General features: G+C 39.8%; 24 protein-coding genes and 8 pseudogenes. 19 read left to right on the forward strand and 13 right to left on the reverse strand.

All coding sequences use genetic code 11. From position 1 onward, the window contains the following. Positions 1-76 precede the first annotated feature (76 nt). Positions 77-400: a helix-turn-helix domain-containing protein gene (locus AC1EKL_RS08315; protein ID WP_480189699.1), complete on the reverse strand. Its 324-nt coding sequence runs from the start codon at positions 398-400 to the stop codon at positions 77-79. A 256-nt stretch (positions 401-656) separates the two neighbouring features. Here AC1EKL_RS08315 and AC1EKL_RS08320 point away from each other — a divergent pair. The 13 genes and pseudogenes from AC1EKL_RS08320 (at position 657) to AC1EKL_RS08380 (ending at position 13,154) form a co-directional block, all read left to right on the forward strand. After that, positions 657-2,019, forward strand: a pseudogene (locus AC1EKL_RS08320) (ISLre2 family transposase). Positions 2,020-2,136: 117 nt separating this feature from the next. After that, positions 2,137-2,505: a dihydroneopterin aldolase gene (gene folB / locus AC1EKL_RS08325; protein ID WP_480189701.1), complete on the forward strand. Its 369-nt coding sequence runs from the start codon at positions 2,137-2,139 to the stop codon at positions 2,503-2,505. Next, positions 2,498-3,010 (forward strand): 2-amino-4-hydroxy-6-hydroxymethyldihydropteridine diphosphokinase, encoded by a 513-nt coding sequence (gene folK, locus AC1EKL_RS08330; protein WP_480189698.1) that lies wholly within the window; start codon positions 2,498-2,500, stop codon positions 3,008-3,010. Before folB ends, folK begins: the two co-directional genes overlap by 8 nt. Then, positions 2,992-3,570 (forward strand): GTP cyclohydrolase I FolE, encoded by a 579-nt coding sequence (gene folE / locus AC1EKL_RS08335; protein ID WP_480189697.1) that lies wholly within the window; start codon positions 2,992-2,994, stop codon positions 3,568-3,570. Before folK ends, folE begins: the two co-directional genes overlap by 19 nt. Further along, a complete protein-coding gene (locus AC1EKL_RS08340; RefSeq protein WP_480189696.1) occupies positions 3,557-4,816 on the forward strand; it encodes a bifunctional folylpolyglutamate synthase/dihydrofolate synthase in 1,260 nt (419 codons plus the stop codon). The genes folE and AC1EKL_RS08340 overlap by 14 nt, the downstream gene beginning before the upstream one ends. Then, positions 4,806-5,399: a non-canonical purine NTP pyrophosphatase gene (locus tag AC1EKL_RS08345; protein ID WP_480189695.1), complete on the forward strand. Its 594-nt coding sequence runs from the start codon at positions 4,806-4,808 to the stop codon at positions 5,397-5,399. Before AC1EKL_RS08340 ends, AC1EKL_RS08345 begins: the two co-directional genes overlap by 11 nt. Continuing rightward, the gene (folP, locus tag AC1EKL_RS08350) at positions 5,396-6,544 is read left to right on the forward strand and encodes a dihydropteroate synthase (RefSeq protein ID WP_480189694.1); all 1,149 of its coding nucleotides are present in this window, start codon (positions 5,396-5,398) and stop codon (positions 6,542-6,544) included. Before AC1EKL_RS08345 ends, folP begins: the two co-directional genes overlap by 4 nt. A gap of 519 nt (positions 6,545-7,063) precedes the next feature. Then, positions 7,064-7,740, forward strand: a pseudogene (locus AC1EKL_RS08355) (UPF0236 family transposase-like protein); the annotation flags it as partial. Between the two features lie 53 nt (positions 7,741-7,793). Beyond that, entirely contained in the window at positions 7,794-8,258 is a 465-nt protein-coding gene (locus AC1EKL_RS08360) for a helix-turn-helix domain-containing protein (RefSeq protein WP_480189693.1), read from the forward strand. A 64-nt stretch (positions 8,259-8,322) separates the two neighbouring features. Continuing rightward, positions 8,323-9,174, forward strand: a pseudogene (locus tag AC1EKL_RS08365) (IS3 family transposase); the annotation flags it as partial. Between the two features lie 35 nt (positions 9,175-9,209). After that, a pseudogene (locus AC1EKL_RS08370) lies at positions 9,210-9,904 on the forward strand (UPF0236 family transposase-like protein); the annotation flags it as partial. Between the two features lie 191 nt (positions 9,905-10,095). Then, entirely contained in the window at positions 10,096-11,388 is a 1,293-nt protein-coding gene (locus AC1EKL_RS08375; protein WP_480190071.1) for an SLC45 family MFS transporter, read from the forward strand. Then, positions 11,388-13,154 (forward strand): glycoside hydrolase family 13 protein, encoded by a 1,767-nt coding sequence (locus AC1EKL_RS08380; protein WP_480189692.1) that lies wholly within the window; start codon positions 11,388-11,390, stop codon positions 13,152-13,154. The genes AC1EKL_RS08375 and AC1EKL_RS08380 overlap by 1 nt, the downstream gene beginning before the upstream one ends. Positions 13,155-13,244: 90 nt before the next feature. On the opposite strand, the gene AC1EKL_RS08385 is transcribed toward AC1EKL_RS08380, so the two are convergent. The 6 genes from AC1EKL_RS08385 to amaP all read right to left on the reverse strand — a co-directional run bounded on the left by AC1EKL_RS08385 (position 13,245) and on the right by amaP (position 16,540). Next, positions 13,245-14,540 carry an ISL3 family transposase gene (locus AC1EKL_RS08385; protein WP_480190277.1) on the reverse strand — a complete coding sequence of 432 codons (1,296 nt, stop codon included), beginning with the start codon at positions 14,538-14,540 and terminating at the stop codon, positions 13,245-13,247. Positions 14,541-14,793: 253 nt separating this feature from the next. Continuing rightward, positions 14,794-14,934, reverse strand: a complete 141-nt coding sequence (locus AC1EKL_RS08390) for a hypothetical protein (RefSeq protein ID WP_003631123.1) — start codon at positions 14,932-14,934, stop codon at positions 14,794-14,796. A gap of 12 nt (positions 14,935-14,946) precedes the next feature. After that, a complete protein-coding gene (locus AC1EKL_RS08395) occupies positions 14,947-15,198 on the reverse strand; it encodes a GlsB/YeaQ/YmgE family stress response membrane protein (RefSeq protein ID WP_480189690.1) in 252 nt (83 codons plus the stop codon). Between the two features lie 14 nt (positions 15,199-15,212). Next, the gene (locus AC1EKL_RS08400; RefSeq protein ID WP_480189689.1) at positions 15,213-15,755 is read right to left on the reverse strand and encodes an Asp23/Gls24 family envelope stress response protein; all 543 of its coding nucleotides are present in this window, start codon (positions 15,753-15,755) and stop codon (positions 15,213-15,215) included. A gap of 27 nt (positions 15,756-15,782) precedes the next feature. After that, on the reverse strand, positions 15,783-15,968 hold the full coding sequence (locus tag AC1EKL_RS08405) for a DUF2273 domain-containing protein (protein WP_480189688.1): 186 nt from the start codon (positions 15,966-15,968) through the stop codon (positions 15,783-15,785). 11 nt (positions 15,969-15,979) lie between these two features. Next, positions 15,980-16,540, reverse strand: a complete 561-nt coding sequence (gene amaP / locus AC1EKL_RS08410; protein ID WP_480173569.1) for an alkaline shock response membrane anchor protein AmaP — start codon at positions 16,538-16,540, stop codon at positions 15,980-15,982. A gap of 176 nt (positions 16,541-16,716) precedes the next feature. Here amaP and AC1EKL_RS08415 point away from each other — a divergent pair, with 176 nt between their 5' ends. The 3 genes and pseudogenes from AC1EKL_RS08415 (at position 16,717) to AC1EKL_RS08425 (ending at position 18,782) form a co-directional block, all read left to right on the forward strand. Continuing rightward, a complete protein-coding gene (locus AC1EKL_RS08415; RefSeq protein WP_480189687.1) occupies positions 16,717-17,286 on the forward strand; it encodes a transposase in 570 nt (189 codons plus the stop codon). 53 nt (positions 17,287-17,339) lie between these two features. Beyond that, positions 17,340-18,131: an IS3 family transposase gene (locus tag AC1EKL_RS08420; protein WP_480189686.1), complete on the forward strand. Its 792-nt coding sequence runs from the start codon at positions 17,340-17,342 to the stop codon at positions 18,129-18,131. A 116-nt stretch (positions 18,132-18,247) separates the two neighbouring features. Next, positions 18,248-18,782, forward strand: a pseudogene (locus AC1EKL_RS08425) (recombinase family protein). A gap of 95 nt (positions 18,783-18,877) precedes the next feature. Here the strand turns inward: AC1EKL_RS08425 and AC1EKL_RS08430 are convergent. From AC1EKL_RS08430 to AC1EKL_RS08450, 5 genes are all read right to left on the reverse strand, one after another. After that, on the reverse strand, positions 18,878-19,117 hold the full coding sequence (locus AC1EKL_RS08430; protein ID WP_480190067.1) for a hypothetical protein: 240 nt from the start codon (positions 19,115-19,117) through the stop codon (positions 18,878-18,880). A gap of 316 nt (positions 19,118-19,433) precedes the next feature. After that, positions 19,434-19,982 (reverse strand): cysteine hydrolase family protein, encoded by a 549-nt coding sequence (locus AC1EKL_RS08435; protein ID WP_480189756.1) that lies wholly within the window; start codon positions 19,980-19,982, stop codon positions 19,434-19,436. A 1-nt stretch (position 19,983) separates the two neighbouring features. After that, positions 19,984-21,423, reverse strand: a complete 1,440-nt coding sequence (locus tag AC1EKL_RS08440; protein ID WP_480190068.1) for a nicotinate phosphoribosyltransferase — start codon at positions 21,421-21,423, stop codon at positions 19,984-19,986. A 115-nt stretch (positions 21,424-21,538) separates the two neighbouring features. After that, positions 21,539-22,243 carry an NUDIX hydrolase gene (locus AC1EKL_RS08445; RefSeq protein WP_480190069.1) on the reverse strand — a complete coding sequence of 235 codons (705 nt, stop codon included), beginning with the start codon at positions 22,241-22,243 and terminating at the stop codon, positions 21,539-21,541. Between the two features lie 222 nt (positions 22,244-22,465). Continuing rightward, positions 22,466-22,648, reverse strand: coding sequence for a hypothetical protein (locus AC1EKL_RS08450; RefSeq protein WP_480189748.1), 183 nt, complete (start codon positions 22,646-22,648; stop codon positions 22,466-22,468). Between the two features lie 429 nt (positions 22,649-23,077). Between AC1EKL_RS08450 and ltrA the strand changes: the two are divergent. Next, positions 23,078-24,460: pseudogene (gene ltrA, locus AC1EKL_RS08455) on the forward strand (group II intron reverse transcriptase/maturase). 64 nt (positions 24,461-24,524) lie between these two features. Here ltrA and AC1EKL_RS08460 read toward each other — a convergent pair. Then, a complete protein-coding gene (locus tag AC1EKL_RS08460) occupies positions 24,525-24,683 on the reverse strand; it encodes a TetR/AcrR family transcriptional regulator (protein WP_480190070.1) in 159 nt (52 codons plus the stop codon). A 65-nt stretch (positions 24,684-24,748) separates the two neighbouring features. Here AC1EKL_RS08460 and AC1EKL_RS08465 point away from each other — a divergent pair. Together AC1EKL_RS08465 and AC1EKL_RS08470 are read left to right on the forward strand one after the other, a co-directional pair. Beyond that, positions 24,749-24,964, forward strand: a pseudogene (locus AC1EKL_RS08465) (metal ABC transporter permease); the annotation flags it as partial. A 1,165-nt stretch (positions 24,965-26,129) separates the two neighbouring features. Further along, positions 26,130-26,225, forward strand: a pseudogene (locus AC1EKL_RS08470) (IS3 family transposase); the annotation flags it as partial. Positions 26,226-26,293: the final 68 nt, after the last annotated feature.

Here is a 26,293-nt window from a genome sequence, read left to right on the forward strand (position 1 = left end):
CTCCGATTGAATATCGAAATCTTACCTTAGAAAAAGTTGTCTAAATTAAAGTGTCCAACTTACAGGGTTCACTTCATCATTGCTTATTTTGCTGGTTATTGAGTAGGTTCAAAATACTTTGACACAACGTTTCTGAATATTGCAGATCGTAACTGTTTAATTGCTCAACTAATTGTTGCTGAAGTGGACCAGCATGACGTTCTTTCATTTTACCGTTCATTAACTCATCCATTGAAACGTTTAATGCTTTAGCCAGACTTTGTAAAGTTCCGGCTTTAATATCCGTTGCTGCGCCACGTTCAACTTTTGAAATAAAGTTAATAGTTAATTCTGCTAGCTTTTCTTGGGTCATACCTAGTTCATGACGCCGACTTGCTACATTTATTCCAATTTTGTTCATATTATACCCTCAATCTTAAATGCTTATATACCAAGGATATGAACTAACTGAAATAAAAATAAGTTCTAAGGAAACTGTGTTATTATAATCCGTGTAGAACATAATCTAAAGTTAGTGTAAGATTTTCATAGGTTGGATGAATAAATCATCTGGTCGTGAAAATCTTTTTTTCTATACCAATTTGCTTATTTACAAAAAAAGAAAAGACTGGTAGCCTTTAGTGTGCTGAATACTAAACAAAGGCAGGTCTTTCCTCATGACTATTTTAACAGAAATCGATCGTAATTTGGCAAAAGCTGATAGTTTATTTGAAGCTGAACAGGTGATTTTAAACGGCGTCCTCCGCTTAGGCCAAGTAATGATGCAAAACTTTATGGAGGGATTGGATCAAAGCTTGAAGTCCCAGACACCGGCTAATTACCAAGTAATTAATAAGCAAGCACGGACCCTTAACTGCATTTTCGGCTCTATCACCTTTCGGCGACGTTATTATCAAACGGGTTTGGGTAGGCATGAATTTTATCTTGATCGGAAGCTCCAGCTGAAGTCACGGCGACGTTTATCACCGCATTACTTAATGATGATGGCGAAAATCGCTCAGACCACAACGATGCGTAATACGGCAAATATTTTGAATCTGGTCTTTGATAGTGGAATTACGGCAGATTCGGTGATGCATGCCGTGCATGAGTTAGGTAGCCAGGTAGCTAAAGAAAGTCAGCGCAATGAACAAAAGACCGTTCATCGCCAAGTTCCCAAGCACCTAACTATTGAGGGCGATGCATTTATGATTAAAAGTCAACACCCCGCCCAGCTGACGCTGGTTCATCATTATCGAGTGTATGAACGGGAGGCTAATTATATCATTAATCGCCACGATTTCTTAAGTGCTGGCCATCAGGAACAGCTATAATCACGACTAAGTGACTATCTAGATCGTCATTATAAGCTGCATGGACAAACGATCTTTTTGGCGAGTGACACTGGACCAGGCTCTTAAGCTTAGTTCCTCAAGGAGCCCAGGGTGAATATTTTTTAGACCGTTATCACTGCTTTCAGAAAATTGAACATACCTTAGGCCATCAAAATGAGTTAACTGTAAAAGCAATCCAAACCGTGCGAGATTATGATAACACCAGTTAACATTAGTTTTGGATACGTATGAGTCACAAGACTTAACTCCCCATCAAGAAGCCGACCTAACGCGGCTACGGAAATATTTAATGCGGAACTGACCATATCTTTTAGCACCTCAACGACGCGGGGTTAAAGGCATGCGTCTCATTGGATCAATTTAAAGCGCTCATCGCGCTTTTACCTATCGCATGAAGAAACAGGGGAAGTCGTGGACGATTAAGGGAGCTAAAGCCATGATTGGGTTAATCGAAGCACGAGTCAATGGCGAATTACCGACTAATTTAACTACTACCCTCAATCAATTGACTGTCCTACCCAAGGTAGAGTCCCCGCATCTACTTCAGGAACTACAGATTCGAACTGGCGAATTTTTACGCAAGGTACCAACGCCACCTTCATCAGGCGTGATCCACGGAGACATTCCAATTAATACTGCAACTAGTAGACCAATGGGCCGAGTTCTTAAGGCTCTTACGCACTAAAACTGCATATTTAAAGGCTACCTATGAAAACTTTACAGATACTTAATCCATTAGTGTATTTTCACAAAGAAACTTATGCGTTATGATAGAAAATAAAACGTGAAGGGGCAGTAGCTTATCGGAAAAATTAGAATTAATAACATGTCATTTAATACATATAATGGCGTGTTTGCGGAAGAAAAAAAGCTCGGTCAAAAAATAGAAGTTGATTGTGAAATGACTTACCCAATTGAAACTAAAGTAAGGACTGATAACTTAGAAGAAACGGTTAGCTATGCAGATGTCTATGACACAATTGCGCAATTTGTGGCTCATCACAACTATAACTTAATTGAAAGTCTGGCTAATAACTTGCTTCATGAAATTTTACGGACTTATCCGATGTTAGACGACGTGCGGTTACGTATTCGTAAATATAGTGTGCCAATTGCCGGAATCTTTGACAACATTGAAATCGAGGTGCAGGGAGCAAACGACCATGAATGAAGCATATTTAAGTATTGGCAGTAATATTGGTGATCGGTTAGCAAATTTGCAAAAAGCAGTTCAACTATTAGCAGGTTCATCTCAAATTGAACTTTTAGCGATTTCATCCGTTTATGAAACGGAACCAGTTGGTGGTGTAAAGCAGGACTCTTTTTATAATATTGCTGTAAAACTAAGAACAGATTTAACTGCCCAACAGCTCCTTGATTACTTGCATTGGATTGAACAGAGCCTTCACCGTAAGCGGCTTATCCACTGGGGGCCGCGGACAATTGATTTAGATATCATTGACTTTGATCACCAGCAAATCAAAACACCGACTTTAATAGTTCCTCATTCGGAAATGGCGAACAGGCGCTTTGTACTAGTTCCAATGATTGAGATTTCAACCTCGGATGAACCTTATCACCAACGATTGACTGCTTTATTGAAAGCAACTTCAGACCATAATTGGCTAAAAAAGATATATGGACAAGAGGTGTTTTTATGGACCAACAAAAAATAGAAAAAGCTGTTAGGGATTTATTAATTGCTATCGGTGAGAATCCGAGCCGTGAGGGATTGTTAGAAACGCCACAACGGGTTGCTAAAATGTATCAAGAAGTTTTTTCATCTTTGAAACGTCAACCTGAAGATATGGCTAATTATAAAGTGTTTCATGTTAGTGATGTTCCGGAGATAGTATTAGTTCAGCACATTCCGTTTTATTCAATGTGTGAGCATCACCTGTTGCCGTTTTTTGGTTACGCTAATGTGGCATATGTTCCTAAAGATGGCCGGGTAATTGGTTTAAGCAAAATTCCGCGGTTAATTGATTTCGTGACTAAAAAGCCAGGAATGCAGGAGCGAGTAACAACGGACTTAGTAGCAGAATTACAGCGTATCCTTGATCCTGCCGGAATTGCGGTAACAATTAGCGCACGTCACCTTTGTATGGAAATGCGTGGTGTTAATAAAGCAGGGCAGTACACCTATACTGATAAATTTACTGGTCGGTTTAAGGAAGATAAAGACTTAAAACGAGAATTTTTAATGCAAACGAGGAATAACCATGCTGACTTATGAACAAATTATTGCGGGTTTTGATCGGCGAATGCTCGCTGGTGTAAAAGATCGTATTAAATTTTTAAGACCAATTCTTGCTAATTTGGGAAATCCAGATCGTCAATTTAAGATTATTCACATCGCGGGTACTAATGGAAAAGGCTCAACCGGAATGATGTTGGAACAAACCTTACAATATGCAGGATATAAGGTGGGGTATTTTAGCAGTCCAGCACTTGTTGATGATCGTGAACAGGTTAAAATTAATGATAAGTTAATAAGTAGGCAATCATTTGTAGACACCTACCAAAAAATTGCTAGTCGATTACCGGCTGATATTACACCAGCTAATATCACGGTATTCGAATGGTGGACGTTAATAATGATTCAATATTTTGCCGATCAAAAAGTCGATTGGGCAGTAATTGAGTGTGGACTAGGCGGACGTGATGATGCAACTAATATAATTAACGCTCCATTAATTTCAGTGATCACTCATATTGCCCTCGATCATACCCGCATTTTAGGACCTAAAATCACCAACATTGCGTATGCAAAAGCTGGCATTATCAAGACGGGTACTCACCAGGTCTTTCTTGGACCGTGCCAGCAAGAAGAAGCAATTGATGTTATTCATGACTATGCTCAGAGTCAAAATGTGGAGCTGACTCTTGCTAAAGAGCAGGAAATTATTGATGGAAAAGCAGCCATTTTCTTTAATGATACATTACATTGGGTCCCCTTTAACTTGCTTGGATCGTTTCAAAGCCAGAATCTCGGGACTGTTATCAGCGTATTTCAATATTTAATCCAGGAAGGCTTTATAAATTCATGGCAACCATTATTAACGATGATGAAGAAAATTTCTATTACCGGACGAATGCAGATGATTGCTCATCATCCAACTGTGGTTCTTGATGGGGCTCATAATCCTGATGCTGCTCATCAGCTTTATCATACCTTGCAAACTTACCCTGGCACTAAAATCATTATGGTCTTAGGATTTCTTGCTGATAAAAATATTGTAGAGATGTGTAAAACCTATCAACGATTAACAGATAGATTAATTATTACCACTCCTAATCACCTATCTCGGGCCTTCCCGGTTACTGAATTGGCAGCAATTCTTCCACAGGCAATAGTTGCTAAAACACCAAATGAGGGACTGGCAAAGGCACGAGAGCTTGCGAATCCTGATGATCTAATCATTGTTACTGGCTCTTTTTATACCATTAAAGACATCGAGGCCAATCTAAATGAAAAATAATTTTGTTATTGCAACCCATAATACTTTTAAGGCAGATGAAATCCAAAAAATTTTGCGGTTTTACCACCAGTGGGGCGAAATCTATACGGACAAACTACCGCACCAGCATTTTCCATCAGAATCGACGACGAGCTACCAAGAAAATGCGACTAAAAAGGCAATCTTTATTAGCCAGCAATTACCAGAAGCTAATGTTATTGCTGACGATTCTGGACTAGAACTAGCTGCGTTTCCTACAAAATATGGCGTTCAAACAGCACGTGAATTAGCGGTTGAAGTTCCCGACGGCCAGCTCAATCGGTATTTGATTCAATTAGTTAATGGGAAATCACGTAAATTTACGATGAAGACGACAATTGCTTTAGCAGTTAATGGACACGTCAGCAATATTGCTCGCGGTGAATTAACTGGAGTAATTGCATCTGAAGAACGCGGAACTAATTCAACCGGGTTTGATCGAATTCTAATACCGGATGGCGAAGATCAGACTCTTGCCGAAATGAGTCGTCCTAAACGTATTTCATATCTTCATCGTGCACGCGCTGTGAAAAATTTATTAGATCAGTTGGGAGAAGTAAAATGAAAATTACTGAAAAAACAATTACCAACAATACTTCTAAGTTAGAAACTGCTATTTTGGCTGATCAAATCAATCGGCATCAACAGTTATTATTAACTTGGGAATGTGAGAAAGTTGAAACTGCGGCGATGGTTGAACAGTTCGTTTGTCATTTTGATGTGCCAGTAGTCTGTATTGGCAGCCGTGTTGAATTTTTATTTCCATTGCAATCACTTAAAGCGTTGATGATTCATGTTCAAGAACGTTGGAATAATGACCGAGAGCTGCTTGCTTCTCTTAAACAAATTCAGGAACACCATCAAATCTTGTGGCGGGCCGGACGCTTTACATTTAAGCTTAATGAGCAGCCGGTTATTTATGGAATCCTTAATGTGACGCCGGACTCATTTTATGATGGCGGAAAATATCAATCAATTGCTGAAATTACTCGCCAAATCGATAAAATGGTCAAGGCAGGAGCAAATGTAATCGAAGTAGGCGGGCAAACTACTAAACCAGGTGGCTTTACTGAAGTTGACCCGCAAGAAGAAATTCATCGGATCATGCCCGCTATTGATATCCTCAAGCATGATTATCCGCAAATAGCAATTGCTGTTGATACATATAAATTACCGGTTATGGAAGCGGCAATAAAAGCAGGCGTTGATATTATTAATGATGTTCAAGCATTTGATACAAATCAAAAACTAGCTTTAATGGCTAAAAGTGCAGTGGGGATGGTTACGATGCATAGCAGCCGGACCCACGATTACGATAATTTAACAGTCGCAATTCAAAAGTTCTTTGAACATAATTTGGGAACGATCGCTGCTGCGGGTATTAATCTTGAACGAGTGGTTCTTGATCAGGGCATCGGTTATGCCAAAATTGCGGATGGATACCAGGATTATGCGATGATGCGTAATATTAACCAGCTTAATTACCTGCATCGGCCAATTATGGTTGCAATTTCACGAAAGGGCTTTGGGCAAAAATTATTTAATTTAGCCAAAGAAGACCGCCTAGACGTAACATTAATTGCAGAAACGGCAATGTATTTACGCGGCGGTCGTGTCTTACGTGTTCATGATGTCGAAGAAACTAGTCAGCTAGTAAAAATGATTGATACAATTAATAATAGTTATTGGTTTAGATCCACCAACAACTAATTCCTAACGCTAAAACTAAGAAAATAAAGAGCAGGATTGTTAAATGTGGATTGCCAAATGTCTCACGTTTTAGGCGAAAAGCAGTTTCCATTAGCATATAGATAATAATCAAAAAAATAATCCATAATATATCGCTAAGGAATTGTGTTTTAAAATGCAAAAAGGCATGGACAATCGAAGCGGTTAATAAAAGAAAATAAAATAGGCGACTTAATTCAAGCCAATTAGTTACTTTTCGCTCAATTTTAGCGTGTAACCCGATGGTAGTGGTGATTAGTAATATCACGATCAGGATCGCCACTATTATTTTTAACATATGGGTAGGCTCCTTTCGGCTTTGATTTTAGCATTCTTGAAAGCAACTGACCACATACGTTAGTGTAAGATTTTCATAGGTTGGATGAATAATTCATCTGGTCATGGGGATTTCTTTGTAGACCAATTTTACTTATTTACAAAAAAAGAAAAGACCATTAGCCTTTAGTGTGTCGAATACTAAGCAAAGGCAGGCCTGCCCTCATAGATATTTTAACAGAAATCGAGCAAAATTTGGTGAAATCAGGCAGTTTATTTGAAGCTGAACAGATTATTTTAAAGGGTGTGCTGGAGTTAGGACAAGCGATCATGCAAAATTTTTTAGAGAGCTTAGATCAAAGCGTCTCATACGCCAGCGGACTACCGAGTAATCAATAAGCAACCACGGATGCTTAACTTTGTTGATCCGGTGGCTTTCCAACGCCGGTATTATCAGGCTGGGCCAAAGAAACGTGAATTTTACTTAGATCACCAATTAAAAATCAAACTACGTCGCTGTTTGTCGCCGAACTACTTAATGATGATGGCTAAGATTGCCCAGATAACTACAATGCGCAATACTGCCGATATTTTAAACCTTATTTTTGACGGTGGAATTACGGTCGATTCAGTAATGCACGCCGTGCATGAGTTAGAAAATCTTAAGTAAATGAACACCAAGCTACTCATCGCTGTACTCCTGAAAATTTAACTATTGAGGGTGATGCCTTTATGATTAAACTCAAAAAGAAGTCAAGCATCTAGGTCGGCTGACCCTTGTACATCATTGTTGGATTTATGAGCAAGTAGCTAATCAAATCATTAATCAGCGTGATTTCCTCATTGTTGGGCATAAAGAACGGCTTGAATCACGAGTAAATGATTATTTAGATTGTCATTACTGAAGTGCCCTAGAATTGTTAGACACAAATCTAACGATTCTGGGGTATTTATTATGTCTAAATATTCATATCAATTCAAAGTTAGAGCAGTTCAAGACTACTTAAACCAAAGTCATGACTATTCAGTTGTTTGTAAGAAATATGGCACTTCTTACAAACATAGCTTAATGACATGGGTACAAAACGTTCAAGCATATGGTTATGCGAGTTTGGATCCTAGGCGGAGCCATCGTATTTATTCACTTGATTATAAATTTCATGTGATTACTTACTACCGTACTCACCAGTTAAGTATAGATAAAGTAGCTGCGAAATTTAATTTGAACCGCACACAAGTTTATTCATGGTATCGTAAGTATAAAAAAGAAGGAATAGTGGGCCTAAAACCAAAACCTAAAGGCCGACCAAGAGAAACCATGAATAAATGTAAATTGACTAAGAAATCCAAAATCAAACCTACTAAAGAGGAACAATATAAACAAAGAATTGCCAACCTAGAATCCAAAGTGGCCGATTAGAAAATGGAGATAGACATCCTAAAAAAATACTAGCCCTAAGACAGCAGCGCGAAAAGAACAGGCACTAGCTATCCAAGATCTTAGGCCTAAATATCCATTATCCAAATTATTAACCTATTTCGATATTCCACGTTCGACGTTCTACGAACGTCTAAAAGCTGCACAGCACATCGATAAATATTGTCAGGTAAAACGAGAAATTGTGAAGCAATTTAAACGCAGTAAAGGGAATTATGGTTATCGACGCATCTGGTATTGTCTAAAAAAGAAGGGATTTACTTATTGTCAAGAAACGTTACGGAGATTAATGACTGATATGGGATTGAAAGTAACCGTCTACTCAGCTAAAAGTCACTATCATTCGTATCGTGGTCGTATTGGTAGAACCGCTCCTAATCACTTACATCAGCATTTTAATGCAAAGCAAGCATACCAAGTTCTCCATACGGATATCACTCAAATTTCAATTAATGAACAGATCAAAGGCTATTTATCACCAGTCATTGATGAAGCGAGCGGTGCCGTAGTCGCGTATGCGACTTTAATTCATCCTAATATGAATTTAGTTAACACCATGTTGGCTAGCTTGTTTAGCAAACTAACGCAAAGGAGTAATCCTATTTTGCATTCAGATCAAGGATGGCAATATCAACACCCGTTGTATCAATCATTATTACGTCAACACGGAATTACTCAGTCAATGTCCCGTAAGGGAAATTGTTTAGATAACTCACCATCAGAAAGTTTCTTTAACTTGATAAAACGCGAGTGTTTGAATCGAGTCGAGATCACTTCATTTAAACAATTTAAAACTGTGATTGATCAATACATTCATTGGTACAATCAAGTCCGCATTTCAGTCAATAAAAAAAGAATGACGCCAAATGAATATATTCGGAATCATTCCATTCTTTAAAAGTTAGTAAAGTGTCCAAAATTTTTGTGGTACTTCATTACAAGCTTGCTGGTCAAACGATTTTTTGGCCAGTAATGCTGGTCCAAGTTATGAACCGGCTAAGTTATTAAGTTTAGTTCCTCAAGGTTGCCCATGGTGAGTACTTTCTTGACCGCTATCATTGCTTACAGAAAATTGAACATACTTTAGGCCAGTAAAACGAATGAACCATGCGAGCAGTTAAAGCCGTCCGTCATCATGATTAATCAGGGATAAGGTTAATTTTGGATACTTATGAGTCACAAAACTTAACGGAAAAACAAGCAGACGACCTAATGCACTTAAGAAAGTATCTACAGCGGAATTGGCAGTATGTCCACTTACCACAAATGCGTGGACTTAAGGATATTCATTTAATCGGTTCAGTTGAAAGTTCTCACCGCGCATTTACTTACCGGATGAAAAAACAGGGCAAGTCATGGACTGAGCAGGGGGGACTAAAGCCATGATTGGTTTAATTAAAGCACGAAACGGCGAACTACATGCTAGCTTAAATGCAACTCTAGAACAATTAACTGTTCTTCCTCGAGTAGGTCAAACAAGGCTATTACAGGAAATACATATTCTAACTGGAGAGTTTCTAAGAAAAGTACCAACAAAGCTATCAGTCGGGGCAGTGCAAGGAATAATTCCGATTGACGTTACCACAAGTAGACCAATTGTACAACTTTTTAAGGTGCTAACCCACTAAAACTGCATATTTAAAGGCTACCTATGAAAACTTGACAGATAAAATTTATGCAAGCGTTTGCAAAAAAACAGATAAAAGGGTACACTATAAGTATAGTTATTTTAGGCTTATTTATTTTTTATGGAGGTTTTATTACTTATGAACAGAAAAAGTTGAATAAACGTTTGCCTTCGCTTGCGTTTTCGGTATTAATGCTAATGACGTTTGGAAACCTAGGGACATCAATGGCCTTCTCTTTGCAGAGTGCGAACATGGGACGAATTTTTCAAACTTTGGGTGCTGATCCAACAAAACTTGGCTGGTTCTTTATTCTGCCACCATTGGCCGGAATGGTAGTCCAGCCGCTGGTGGGATATTTTTCTGATCGGACTTGGATTCCTAAGATTGGTCGTCGACTCCCTTACCTGATTCTTGGAACAATTGTAGCCGTAATCGTTATGTGCTTACTGCCGAATTCCGGTTCATTTGGTTTTAAGACTTCGACAGCACTGTGGTTTGGTGCGGTGACCATTCTGTTTATGGACTTATCCTCAAATATGTCGATGCAACCATTTAAGATGATGATTTCTGACATGGTGAACGATGAACAGAAAGACCAGGCTTGGTCATGGCAGACAATTTGGGGGAACATTGGATCCGTTGCTGCTGACCTATTTCCGTTCTTCCTGACTTGGATTGGCATTAAGAATATTGCGGCAAAGGGTGAATTACCTGACTCTGTTAAGTGGTCATTCTACATTGGTGCTGCTATCCTGGTTGTTTCTTCTATATTTACCATTTGTAAAGTTGACGAATATAATCCCGAGACTTATGCCAAGTACCATGGCTTGGACCAGGATGCTAACATTAGTGAAAACTTCTTCACAATTATTAAACATGCGCCGAAGGTCTTCTGGACTCTCGGAATTGTTGAATTTTTCTCTTGGACTGGGTTCCAGTACCTGTGGACTTACGGTGCCGAAACGGTGGCCCAAAACATATGGCATACAACTAATGCTTCTAGTGCTGCTTACCAAGCAGCCGGAAATTGGTTTGGGGTTCTGTCGGCCGTTGAAGTTGCTGTAGCAATTATTTACGGTTTGGTTTTACAAAAACTAAATGACCGGATTCGAAAGCCTGCCTACGCCTTAGGGATGATTTTAGGTGCCTTAGGCTTCTGGGGTCTGTCCGTTGCACCGACTAAACTATGGTCGGTTATTGCCTTTATTGGTATCGGCATGTGTTGGGTTACGATTAACTCTATCCCATTTACTATTTTGACGAATGCCTTGGATGGTAAGCATGATGGCACTTACATGGGACTATTCAACTGCTGGATTTGTTTCCCTCAGATTGTTGCTTCGGTATGCTCATTCGCCCTCTATCCATTACTGAGCAATTACATGCCGCACATGCTAGTAGTAGCCGCTGTTTTAGCACTGATTGGTTTTTTTGCAGTCTATGTTGTCAAGGAAACCTCTGTCGAAAAAGGAGACATTGAATAATGAATTTCGCTGCTATCTATCACCGTCCAGAAAGTGAAATGGCCTTTCTGGACGACCCACAGACAATGCATATCCGTTTAAGAACTGCAAAAGGAGACATAAAAACGGTCCAATTGCTACATGGTGACCCATACAGTCTCCGTAGCTTGGCCAGCATTAAACCGCCATTTTATATAACCCCAACGCCGATGAAGAAAATCTTGTCAGATGACCTTTATGATTATTGGCAGATTGCGGTTACCGAACCGAAAAAACGGTTGGCATATGCCTTTGATATTACGAGTGTGGATGGTATCAGGACGGTGTATACCGACCACGGTTACATTCAGCCAGATGATCATGAAGCATTGGAAGATTTAAATACCTATTTTCGGATGCCATTCTTTCAAGAAATTGACATGTTCCATTCCTCAGAATGGGTGAAGAATACAGTTTGGTACCAAATCTTTCCTGAGCGGTTTGCTAATGGTGATCGGTCCAATGATCCTATCGGTACTAAAAAATGGAATGCCAGTGATCATCCTGGCCGTCAGGATTTTTATGGCGGTGACCTGCAAGGGGTTCTTGACCACTTGAACCACCTTCAAAAGCTAGGAGTTAACGGAATTTATTTTAATCCTCTTTTTAAGGCACCGTCTAACCATAAATATGATACGGAAGACTATTATCAAATTGACCCGCATTTTGGCAATGCCGCTTTGTTTAAAGAAGTGGTTACGCAAGCTCACCAACGGGGAATTCATGTAATGCTGGATGCTGTTTTTAATCATATTGGGGATAAATCATTACAGTGGCAAGATGTCCTTAAAAATGGTCAACGGTCAAAATACGCTAGTTGGTTCCATGTAAATAAGTTTCCGGCTACCTATACGCCGACTAAGAACTTTGAATTTACACCGGATGCAACCTACGATACATTTGATTACACGCCGCATATGCCAAAACTTAACACTGCAAATCCGGCAGTGCAGGAATACCTATTAGGAATTGCTAAGTACTGGATCAAGGAATTTGATATTGATGCTTGGAGGTTAGATGTAGCTAATGAAATTGACCACCATTTCTGGAAAAGGTTTCACAAGGAGACGACAGCCCTCAAACCAGACTTTTATATCTTGGGTGAAATTTGGCATACTTCGCAGGCGTGGCTGAACGGGGACGAGTTCAGTGGGGTCATGAATTACAGTTATACAGGTGCTATTTTGGATCATTTCATTAATCATCGGATTAGCGCGGAACAAATGATAGACCATCTGAGTAATCAGTTGATGAAGTATCGTGACCAGACTAACCAGATGATGTTTAATGTTTTAGATTCACATGACACTGCCAGAATTATGACCCGGGCTCGTGGTAACCGGAATCTGGTCAAGGAAACCTTTGCCTTTACCTTCTTGCAGCCTGGTACGCCGTCGATTTATTATGGTACCGAGTACGGCATGGATGGCGATAATGACCCAGACTGTCGGAAACCGATGAATTGGGTGCCAGATGATGATGGTCAGGATATGTTTACTTTCTTTAAAAAGTTAGTGGCATTGCGACGGAACTATGCAGACTTGATTGCAGGCGGCATGGTTGTTCTTAAAGTCTTGCCGACAGGACTGGTGGAAATTTCTCGTATGGGTGCCGGAAAGGTTCTTACGGGGATTTTCAACACTACGAATTTACCAATTAAATGCTTAAGTACCGGTCGGTTACTTCTTAGCCAGGGCGTACAGGATCACCAATTGATGCCAAATGGGTTTGTGATTACAATGAAATAGCAAGTCTGAACTTAGTAAAGGTTAATTCTTGAAGTGAACCCTGTAAGTTACCTAAATTAAAGGCTCTGTGTCCAATACTGTTGATGCAAGCTAATAGAGCAGTATCAAGTTTTTAAACTTGGTACTGTTTTTTGTTCTCATCATTCGCAGATTAATTCTTGCTAGTAAGTGATTGAAGTTACTCAGACCGAAAGCCGTGCGTTTAATTTGCTTAATCATACGGTTGGTACCTTCTAGTGGACCATTAGACTGCTCATTTTCAGCGGCATTGAGCACGATTTCTAAATTTTTGCGCAAGGTTTTAATTACGTCAGCCATCGGCTTACTAAGCTGTTCATAACGATAATTAAAGAGTGCTTCGGCTAATCGATCTTTATTGCGGAGCGTTAGATAATTCATCACATCATGCATAACGACGTAGTCGTTATTTAGTTTGGTATCTAACTCTAGACCTAAGCTAATCCGTTCTCCGGCAGTTACTTTTTGATGAATATGTCGATCATAATATTCTTGGACATCAGAAATACTACGGTCGTTTTTAAGGTATAAACGCCAAGAAAACTTGAGGAGCTTATACTCATGTGATTGATACTTGTAATGTTTCATTAACTGGCTATGATATTGATTGAATGCGCGGGTCATCATGGCGATAATGTGAAAACGATCGATGACTATTTTAGCATTCGGAAAGAGTTGGTAAACAATATCTTGATAATAACTGTTCAAGTCCATCGTCACAGTTTCAACCTGTTTCCGCGCTGAAAGATCAACGCATTCAAAATACCTAATGATTGATGATTTGAAGCGATTAGGTAGGATTTTAATAATGCGGTGATGATTACTTCCATCAATACAGATAAAGTGTAGTTGATGATGAACACCGCAAAATTCATCAAAGGCTAAATGTTTGGGTAATCTCTCGGGAAAAATCGGATATAGTTCCCGATTTGCATCCATTAATCGACCAACGGTCGATGGTGAGACATTATTGTCGACCGCAACGCATTTCTGCGTTCGATCATCCTGTAAGTTCATGATGATTTTAGACTTGGTACGGTTAGAGATATTGCAGTATTTATTAACTAACGGAGTTTTAGCCATGATTGTATGGCCACAATTTTTACACTTCAGGCGTTGTTTAGCGAGTCTAATGAAAACTGGATGACTAGCATTATCACTGGTATAAGTGATCATTGATGTGTAATGGCCATTATGTATAAGCGCCTTAAAACCGCATAAGGGATAACGCCTCTGATGGATTGTTAAACAAGCCTTGATGATTCTAACCTTCGTGTGATGGATAAAAGAATAAAAAATATCATTAATTTTAATGTTTGGGTCTTTAATTTCTAACAAAGAGCGAATAGAATTACTAGATAAGGTCATATTGATTTCCTTTCTTTAATTGTGGTGATTTATGGATGGGATCAGGTCAATTATGACCTCTTTTTTATTATAAAAGGAAAAAAACCATTAATAAATTACCGAAGGTAATTCATCAACAGGATTTAGTGTAGAACCGAAATTATTCTATTTTCTTGTCAGTACTTCTTGACGAAGAGCCGTGGTAAACACCATTTTAAAGGAAGCTGATCTTTTTTGTCCGAACAGCGTTCGGATTCATTTTACAATCTACCAATTATCCATGTAATTTTTGTTGCAATGTATCTCCAATGCCATCTACTTTCTTAGCAGTCAAGACGGTGCCACCGATGAGGACACCACCTACAATGAGCGTAGAAGCGATCATAAACTTAAATACACTTTTCAAGACGTCCATAAAATTCCCCCCTTACTTTTTACTGGTTCGACCAGCAACTAATGAAACAATCAGAACTAAAATAATTGCCCCAATGATCGATGGTATCAATGCCATGCCAGCTAACGAAGGACCCCAAGTGCCAAGGAGCCCTTGGCCAATCCACGCACCGATTAAACCAGCTACGATGTTTGCAATCCAGCCCATAGCAGCACTACGGTTAGTGATTGCGCCAGCAATGGCACCAATGATTGCCCCGACGATTAATGACCAAATAAGTCCCATATTTACTCACTCCCTTAGTTAACACGACTAGATTTATTGTCAGACGTTACTTTATCAATGCTGTCACCTAATGTTTCCTTCGATTTCTTTACACCCTTACTGACGGCTTCCTTCGTTTTGTCTGCGGCATCGCTCGCGCGATCTTGCAGAGAAGTCGAATCTTTTTCATATTGCTCCTTTGTCTTGACATCCACAACATTCATATTTACCTCAATTACTTCTAATTCGGTCATATTCTTTACTTCCCGAACGATAACATTTTTGATCTTGTCATACAGTTTAGAAATATCAATGCCGTATTCAGCAATAATGTCGAGATCCACTGCAACCTGCTTTTTTCCAACCTCTACATCAATTCCTGATGTGACATCTGAAGTATTAACTAGTTTTTCAGCAATATTTGCGAAAAAGCCGCCATCTATGGTTAATAAGCCATCTACTTCAGAAAGTGCGATACCAATGATCTTTTGAATAACCTTATCATCAAATGTTAAATTGCCTTTAACACCAGACTTTTCGTTAGTTGTTGTTTTCTCACTTGGTGTTCCATTCTGCATAATTTTTCCTCCTTATAATTCAAACAGTTATTTAAAAACATTTGTTAAGATACCAGCTTTTTGAATATAATAACCCGCGGTAATCCCGATTGCCATAAAAATCAAAATAAAAAGCGTCTTGAAAAATCCAAAAGTGATGATAAGGCCCGCTAAGAGCAATCCCATAATTCCACCAATTAGTGGCCAAAAATAGGCTTTAATGAGTTCGGTCACGTTATCACCTCCTAGACAACTCGAGATTTATGCACATTAGCGTCCAACTCATTAAAATCAACGAGTCTGATTTTAATTTTTTTCTGTTCAGAAATTCCAAGACAAATACGCAAATCTTTTTTTAATTGATTAAGAAAATTTGCAGTCTGTTTCTTGGCATTGACTGAATTTAGTAAATCACCCGATATTTTAAGTGTGATCCCTTTTCGTGATAACTTAGATGATACCTTGGGGTTGCCAATAAAGGGTTCATGTTGAAGTGCTGAAAGCGCAAAATGTTCAATAGCTTTCTTACTGACGGTCACTTGACCATCAGACTTTTGATGAAGATATAATGATTGTGACCGTGGCCAAAAAAGTGTGATAAGCAAAAAAATAATTAACAGTATCGCCAGAATTACTCCACTCCAAAAGAGGTATATCGGTTCGTACTGTTCCAACCAACCAAGCTTTAATGACATGGGTGTACTAGTACCAATGGCCGTTGACCAATTTTTAAAGACAAGAACTATGGATAAAGGAAATGCAAGGATAATAACAACTATAATTAATGCCTTAAATATAAATCGCAAATCATCACCACCTTTACCATAATTAAAGCACAAAAGGTAGTGATGATGGAATTATATGCTCTTATAAGGAACCAATTAAGTTTTTGTTTGACTAAACCAATCTAGCCAATAGGGTATACCTGAAGTGCCCTACAATTGTTAGACAAGAAATCTAATGATTGTGGGGCACTTTTCATATGGTCAAATACAAGCCTGAATTAAAGGCACAGATTGTTAATGAATATCTTTCAACTTCGCAAAGCACTTATGACTTAGGTGAAAAGTATCAGATTGATCGGCGCCGTATTGGTGAATGGGTGCGAAAATATCAGAGAAAGGGAATTGACGCCCTTAAACAACATCATCATAAGCGAACGTTTACCGCTGATTTTAAATTAAATGTGATAAACTACTACCAAACTCATGAAGATTCAATGGCTGAAGTAGCGGCTCGTTTTGATATTTTAACCGCGCAAATTTCGATATGGCGCTCGCAATTTGAACGGAACGGAATCGCTGCTTTGAAGCCGCACCCGAAAGGTAGGCCGTCAAAAGTGAAACGTACTAAAAAACAAGTCCGTCAACTCGCCAATAAGAATGAGTTAGAACGGTTAAAGGAAGAATTAACGAAGAAGAACCAAGAACTTTATGATACTAAGATGGAGCGTGATCTCTTAAAAAATCGCTGTCCCTGTTCGGACCATCAAAGCCAGACAGAAAACCCAAATAGTGGATCAGATCAGGGACGATCAAGCATTACTACCTAAGAAACAGCGTTATAAGGTTGGTGCTATTGCGCTTCCCAAGGCAACTTATCACGATGAGCGGAAACGAATCGCACCGCCATGATAAATATACCGAAGTCAAGCAGACGATTCTTCAAATTGCTCAACGGTTTCAAATCCGTGGACGTTGGACTGCGGGTTATCGCCGCATTCAAACTGCCTTGGATAAGCTGGGAATACACTTGTCGGGCGACACTATTCGCAATTTAATGCGTGAATTAAATGTGCAAGTAAGTTTATATAATCGCCATCGGAATGGTAAATATTCATCTTATCATGGTACTGTTGGTCAGATTGCGGACAATAAATTAAAACAAGAATTCAATGAAAAACAACCTTACCACGTTATTCATACTGATGTAACGCAGGTTAGACTAGCTAACCATCAGTGGGGCTACATCTCCGCAATGATTGACGAGGTTAGTCAAGAGGTTCTGGCCTTTCAACTCGGCACTAGTCCAAATAAAGAACTAATTATGCGGACCTTAAAAGAATTGATTAACACCTTACCTGATAATGTGCAGCCAATCATTCACTCAGATCAAGGTTGGCATTACCAGTTAGGTTATTATACCCAAAAATTAGGAGATCATCGGTTTGTTCAAAGTATGTCACGGAAGGGGAACTGCTTGGATAACGCTCCAATAGAAAGTTTTTTTCACTTATTTAAGACGGAATTACTGGCTGGCTTTCCAGTATGTAAGGATATTACAGAACTAACTGAGCTCTCTCAAAGGTATATTCAGTACTTCAACAACGTCAGGACAACATTAAAAACAAAAGGTATGACTCCAGTTGGGTACCGAAATCATACCTTGACAGCTTAATAATTTAATTTTGTCTAACTTTTGTCTTGCACTTCAACTCTATTAGCCGTTTTTATTTCTGTGCTATACTAGGAATTATAAATGTTCACTAGAACTTTCCAAAAGGAAAACTAGAAATGGCTAAAATCGGTTATGCGCGTGTGAGTTCCAAGGAGCAACATTTAGATCGACAGTTAGCGACTTTAAAAGACGTTGATAAATTAAGTGGGGCTAACACGAATCGGCCAGAACTTCAAAAAATGCTGGCCGATTCGTGAGGGGGATATTGTTCTGGTCTCTGAATTAGATCGCTTAGGCAGAAACGACCAGGATTTAACTAAGATTATGAACACCATTCAAAATAAGGGCGCCACCTTAGATGTGTTAAATTTACGTCAACTGATGATCAACCTCATCATTGAACTCTATAAGTATCAGGCCGAAAGTGAACGTAAACGAATCATTGAGCGCCAGCAGCAAGGAATTGCCTTAGCTAAGCGGCAGGGTAAATATCATGGGCGCAAACCCCAATACACCCAAGACGATCCCCGCCTGCAACATGCTTTTAAGCTTTACCAGGCAGGCATGAGTGACATTAATGTGACTCGAAATACCGGGATTAAACGGACGACCTTTATCAGATATCGCAAAAAGTTTAATATAAAAAGATGAGACTTATATGTCAGATAAATTAAAAACCGTTTTTTTATGAATAGCAAAACTATTTTGAGAAAATGATGGGAATCATGTTAGAGTGGTATCATTTATTAATCGGAATGCAAACAACTGTGCTCAACATAGTTCTGGAAGTGTTTGTTGTTCCATTCTTCGATTGCATGCTTAGTAGCTTTCGATTCATCGTACACGTTGAACTGCGTTTCATTAAACACAATATCTTGATTACTGTGATTAATCTTTTCATCATGTTCAACATGCTTCTGAATGCCGGAACATCCATTAGTATCTTTCGCTTGTAAGTCAGTTGTTACGGTACATTTTATTGCCATCTTTTATGCCTCCGTAAGTTATTATCTTATAAGTAATTATAACATGTTTGCAGTACAGTAAAGTGGATAAGATATCCAATTTACTAGCTCCCTAGTCAAAATGGAGTAAACCCATTTTGACTAGGGAGCTCTGCCGAGGGCATTAGGAACACGTTTCCTAATAACCATTAAATTTTATTTTCAAGATTATATTTGAAAATAAAATGTTACCTTTTACCCTAGAAAGGTAACGCCAACAGAAAAATTCCCAATGCATTTAGCAAAGTAAATTTTTTGTAATTAATTCGTGGTTTTTTGATAATCATTTGAAAGTGAATTATCGAATTGTGGCCCCTAATACGTTTTTTAAATGATTCATCGCCCATTCAGCACCAGCTGGTGAGAACGTGGCCACGGCTGCTTGTGGAATCACAATGTGGTAATCCAGGTTGTAGGCACTGATTGCGGTGTGGAGGACACAAATATCAGTGCAGACACCAGCAATCCAGACTTCATCAATCCGCCGTTCCCGCAGGTAGTTATCCAAATTGGTGTTTTGGAAGGAGGAGTAACGGTTCTTATTGAATTTGTAGACATGGGAATCGTCATGATGTTGATCAAACCAGTTGCCGACTTGGCCGTATAGTTTCTGACCCGTCGTCCCAATAATATTATGGGCCGGATATAGTTTGGTTTCTGGATTGAATGGGTCATTAAGCCAGTGACCATCAGTGGGGAAGATCACATAATCATGCTGGCTTAAGAATTGATCGGCTAACCGCATAATTTCTGGGGCCAACGTCTGCGCTGGCTTGCCAACCGTTAGTGATCCCTTATCAGCCACAAAGTCGTTTGTATAGTCAATAATTAAGAGCGCTTTAGCCATCTTAATGTTCCTCCGTAAATTGAGCTTTATTAATTAACTGTTCTTGCAATTCAGCCAATGTAGCTGTTAAGTAAACTGGGTACCGATCGGGGTTAACTAACCGTTTTGTGGCTTCTGGTAATTCTGCTACTTGATCCATTGAGAATTGCTGAATCTTAAAGAGATCATTTTCGATTGGGGAAGCATTGGAACCCAGATATTCTTGCATCAATGGCTTAGCATTAAAGTTAGTCAGAACTTGGCTGGCGTGCGTGGCTGCCGAATTAGCATTAACCACTTTCAATGGAGCCGTGATGTGCTCATCAGCCAGGGCAATCACATCGGCGATCGCTTGATGAAGGTTATCTTGCCGGTAAATCCGGTAAACTTGCTTATTACCAGGCAGGGTGATCTTTTCTCTGCTATCACTAACTTTAATTTTTGGGATCCATTGATCATTAATCTTTTCTTCGGCGAGCTTATAAACGCCACTTAATACCGGACTGGAGGAACTGGTAATTAAACGTTCCCCAATCCCAAAGTTATCAATTGGAGCTCCTTCAGCCAACAACGACTTAACTACATGCGCATCAAGGGCATTTGAAGCTGTAATCTTTGCCTTGGGAAAGCCAGCATCATCGAGCATCTTCCGGGCTTTGATGGCTAATTGCGAAATGTCACCGGAATCGATCCGGATCCCGACTGTTTGGTGCCCTTGAGCGCTAACTTGCTTGAAGACCCGAATCGCGTTCGGCACTCCTGACTTCAAGACATCATAAGTATCAACGAGCAAGGAAACTTTGTCAGGATAAACCTTGGCCCAAGCTTGAAAGGCGCTTAATTCATCAGAGAAGCTTTCGACCCAGGCATGTGCCATTGTGCCAGCCGCGGGAATATTAAATTGACTGGATGCTTGTAAGTTCGACGTGCTGGTACAACCGCCGATCACCGCGGCTCGCGCCCCATACGTGGCGGCATCAGGGCCTTGCGCCCGCCGCGCGCCAAATTCCATAATTGGTCGGCCTTGAGCGGCATGGTTGATTTGCCAAGACTTCGTCGCAATTAATGATTGATGGTTAATGATGTTTAGAATAAATGTTTCTAACAGCTGGGCTTCAATCAACGGTCCACTAATTGAAATAATTGGTTCCAGTGGGAAAACAGGGGTTCCTTCTGGTAAAGCCTTAATCGAGCAGTGATTTTTAATCTTGCTCAGGTAATCCAAAAACTCGGGAGTAAATTCATTCAGGGAGGTCAGGTATTCAATATTCTCCTTATTGAAATGCCAATTTTGAACTTGTTCTACCACTTGCTGGAGACCAGCGACAATGACAAAACTACCGTTGTCGGGAACCCGGCGGTAAAAGACGTCGAAGCGAGCTTGTCGATCATGGGGGAGGGTAGCGTAGTACCCATTGGCCATGGAAAATTCATATAAGTCGGTTAATAGTTGTAGATTCATCTTAAATGCTTCCTTTTAAGTAAAAATTACTTTAATTTGGCTAAAAATAAAAGTTTGGTTGACTTTTATTTATGCCTAGTATAAACACTTTACAGCAAAATGTAAATGATGCTCTTTAGTTAAGTTGGTAGAGCTTTGGTGGCCGCCCAGAATGGTTCAAAGTGGCGGCCCCGACTTCTTTGAAGAGGCGGTTGTGAGTTTTCTTAAAGTTGGAATTATCAATCTTGTCAATTGTCGTACCTAAGAAAGCCGCAAAGACTTCGCGCGCTTGGCGCAGGGTAAAGGTATTACCTAAGATCCGAAGAATTTGGGGTTGATAGTCCAGCTTGTTTTTAATCCGATTAATGGCGGTGGTAATGATTTGAATATGATCAAATGCCAGGTGACCGGCGGGACTTAGGATAATCTCCTGTTGGTCATGGGTGATCACATAGTTGCCCTGATCTTTATCAAGCACGAACCATTGGGCATCTGTGGCCCCATACCCTGGATGCAATTTTGGGGTTGATGGTAAATAGGTCATATAGGCGAGTGCCAGTGCCCGAGTTCCCGTAACCCGCTTGGGATCTGTAAAGGTGGCCAGTTGTTCGGTTGAATTCATCGGAACTTGCAGGCCAATTTTATCGTCAATTAGACGAATGCAGGCCGCGTCGGCACTCTCTTTACTCCGCAAGAGGGTTTCGGGGAGGCCCCAATGTCCCTTTAGAGGTTCATCTGCCCGCTTAATCAATAGTAATTGTGGTCGGTGTAATTCAGTATTAAAACTCCAAATGGCGTTGGTGATGGTCACCAATGGCTGGGCAATAATTTCACTATCCAATTGACACTTCTCCCTTCATAATTGTTAACTCAACTCTATTTTAGCATTTCTCGGCCACTAGTAATTGCCCAGTTGCTTTAAATCATGTTTGACGAGGATTGCTAAATTTTGAATGGTGATCGACGTCGGCTGGGCTAACCATAAGCAAAAAGTATTACAGAAAATACCGACAGCAATGCGGGTCATATATTCAACTTTGGTATCGTTATTGACATCGACGTGTCAAGCAACATTGGGGTGGCGGAGATGGAAACGTCGAAAGAAAACTGGCATCGTTTGGTTAGCATTATCCAAGATCTTATAGCTTAAACCAGCTTTAATCAACAAAGCCAATTTAGCTGAGTGAGCTGGCCAGTAAGTAAAGAAGTCATCGATGACTTCTTTATAGGTTTGTGCGCCTGGCATGGGTGTTAGCTAGGCGGTGAAAGTCCGTTATGGGCCGTAGTAGTCGGAACCATGCGTCGAGGACAAGGGTGTCCACCGTGAGGTGGAATCTGAAGGAAGTCTAAGGCAAAGTACTGCACCGATGAACAAGAAGTAGCTATAAGGCTGAAAGTAGCTGGATAAGGTTGCAAACCAAACTGAAGTCCAATACTACTCGAAGGTGCTTTCAGTAAAGCTAACGGTGACATGGTACGAAAGTTAATATTCTTACCCGGGGAGGTCTGACCTACACGTTTCCGACAAGAGGAATGAAGGAAGTTCCACAGAAACAAGCGGTGCAGTGATGTAGCGTTGAGTAGGTCAGAAGTCAGCCGAGGTCATAGTAGTCCGATCAATCGGACAAAGGACTGAACGACAATAACTAGTAACTTATATCGGAGGTGTAATCAGGTGCGACAATCGCAGAAAACAGAAATACAAGCTGACCACTTGTCGAGGATCGGTTTGGAAAACCGAAAGTACACAAGGGCGCGTAGTACCGATTATGGTGAAGGTAAAGGCATGAGTGTCACGATCCAAGACTTAGTCTTGGACCGCAATAACCTTAACCAGGCTTATTTGCGAGTTAAGAGAAATAAAGGTGCCGCGGGCATTGATGGTATGACTGTCTTTGACCTTCTGCAGTACCTTAAAGAAAACAAAAGGGAATTAATCTCTCGTTTGCGTGATGGTAGTTATAAGCCGTCACCAGTCAAGCGGGTAGAGATTCCGAAGCCTAATGGTGGGATAAGAAAACTTGGTATACCGACGGTTGTGGACCGTTTGGTCCAACAGGCTGTTGCCCAAATCCTAACGCCCATCTTTGAGCGGGTTTTCTCAGATAATAGTTTTGGTTTTCGCCCTCAACGGGGTGCCCAAGACGCAATCGCGCGAGTAGTTGATCTATATAATCAGGGGTACCGACGAGTAGTCGACTTAGACCTCAAGGCCTATTTTGACAATGTCAACCATGATTTGATGATTAAATACCTCCAACAATATATTGATGACCCATGGACACTAAAGTTAATACTCAAGTTCCTAACTAGCGGTGTTTTAGACCATGGGCTTTTCTCTATGAGTGACAAAGGCACTCCACAAGGCGGGCCACTGTCGCCATTACTAGCGAATATTTACCTCAATGAGTTGGACAAAGAGTTGATCAGACGTGGTCACCAATTTGTGCGTTATGCGGACGACTGTAACATCTATGTTAAAAGTCAACGGGCCGGAGAACGAGTAATGCGAAGCATTACCCTATTTCTTGAAAAGAAGTTGAAGGTCAAAGTTAATCCATATAAAACGAAAGTTGGTAGCCCCTTGCGCTTGAAGTTTCTTGGCTTCTCACCAGGCGTAGACTGAAATGGTGCCTATGCTCGACCAGCTAAGCAATCGCAAAAGCGCGTTAAGCAGGTATTGAAACTATTGACCAAGCGTAATCGCGGAGTGTCTCTGACAAGAATGTTTGAGGAGATCCATCGGAAAATGCGAGGGTGGCTTCAATACTACTCAATTGGGAAACTAACTGGCTTTATTCAACGCCTTGACCAATGGTTAAGGTCGCGAATAAGGCAATATATCTGGAAACAATGGAAGAAGTTCAAAACTAAGGTTACTAACTTACAAAAGTTAGGTTTGTCCTACCATGATGCGTATATTTTCGCTAGTACCCGTAAGGGTTGCTGGCGAACAGCACACAGTAAGACGCTAAATTATTCTCTAGCCAACAGAAAACTGGAACATCTTGGACTAATGAATATGTCTAAGACGCTCCAGTCAATTCAAAGTGATTAAGTTGTCGAACCGCCGTATACGGAACCGTATGTACGGTGGTGTGAGAGGTCGATAATTGAATTAATCAATTATCTCCTACTCGATTGAGGTTAACTTGCAAGATCCAATCAGTGTATTTCTTTAGTAAGGAAATAACATACTGATTAATCACATCGTCTTTGCTTTTGAAATTCCGGTAAAAAGTCTGCCGGGAAATATGGGCTTGGTTACTAATATCGATCACGAAAATTTATTGGTACGGTTTGACGGTTAATAATTTTTTACAGGCTCAAACCAAATAACAATCAGCTTTTATTAACATTACCAGCTGCTAGTGCACAGTATTTTACCCATGGTGTTGCCAAGATGATTGGTTTAGCCATTCTTTTTTCACTTTTAGGAACTTGGTTAGGACTGTTCCTTGGTTACTTAACTAACTGGCCAGTGAGTTTCTTTATTGTCGTGATTGAAGTTGTAATTTACTGCTGTGCTCTGGCTAAGCAAAAACTTAGCGGGGTGGCATAACAAAAAGAAACTTATACAATACCCTTAGGGTTGATACCTTATAAATTAAGTGCCCTAGAATTGTTAGACACAAATCTAACGATTCTGGGGGTATTTATTATGTCTAAATATCCATATCAATTTAAAGTTAATGCAGTTCAGGAGTATTTTAATAAAAGTCATAACGATTCGGTGGCTTGTCGTCAATTCGGTATGCGTTCTTGAAAAGAATTAAGGACCTGGGTCCATGAAGTTCAATCACATGGTTATGACATTTTAGCTCCCCAAAAGGGCCATCATAGTTATTCGTTTGACTGTAAACTTCAAGTGGTCCATTAACTATCGCATGCACGAATTAAGTTCATAAAAAGTGACCATTAAATTTAATCTACATCCATCACAAGTTCGTTTGTGGAAAAATGAAGAGATCGTTGGTCTGCGTTCAAAACCTTAAAGGTCAACCAGCTAAAGCCATGAATAAAAAACATTAATCAACTATTAACCCCACTAAAGAAGAAAAGTGTAAGCAAACAATTGCCGATCTAGAAGCAAAGGTAGCCAATCAAAAAATGGAGATCAACATTTTAAACCATTGCAAGCTCTAAGACAGCAGTGCGGTAAGAACAAGCACTAGCAATTCAAGATCTTAGAACCAAGTATCCATATATTTTAGCATTCCACGATCTACGTTCTACGAACGGCTTGAAGCCGCACAGCGGATTTACAAGTATCGTCAGGCCAAACGAGGAATTACGAAGCAATTTAAACTCAGTAAAGGAACCTATGGTTATCGACGAATGTGGCATTATCTATAGAAGTAAGGTTTCACATATTGCCAAGAAACGGTATGGAGATTAATGAAAAGGCTAAGGGATACTTATTACCAGTTATCGATAAGAACAACAGTTCCATCGTCGCTTACGTGACTTAAACGCATCCTAATATGGATTTAGTTAACACGATGCTGGCTTATTTCATAAATTACCACAAGGTAGTACCCCATTCTGCATTCCAACTAAGGTTGGCGATACCAATACCAGTTGTATCAAGCCTTATTAGGGCAACAAATAATCATTCAATCAATGTCCCATAAGGGAAATTGATTAAATAACTCACCAGTTGACGGATTCTTTAACTTATTAAAAAACGTGAGTGTTTCAATCGGATCAAAATCCGAACATCCTAACAAGTTAAGAATGTCATTGATCAATACATTCATTGGTATAACAATATACGAAATTCAGTAAACAAAAAAGTAATGATATCAAATATATTGAAGTGAACCCTGTAAGTTGGACACTTTAATTTAGACAACTTTTTCTAAGGTAAGATTTCGATATTCAATCGGAG

This window comes from Limosilactobacillus sp. C0001E2 (assembly GCF_056590915.1).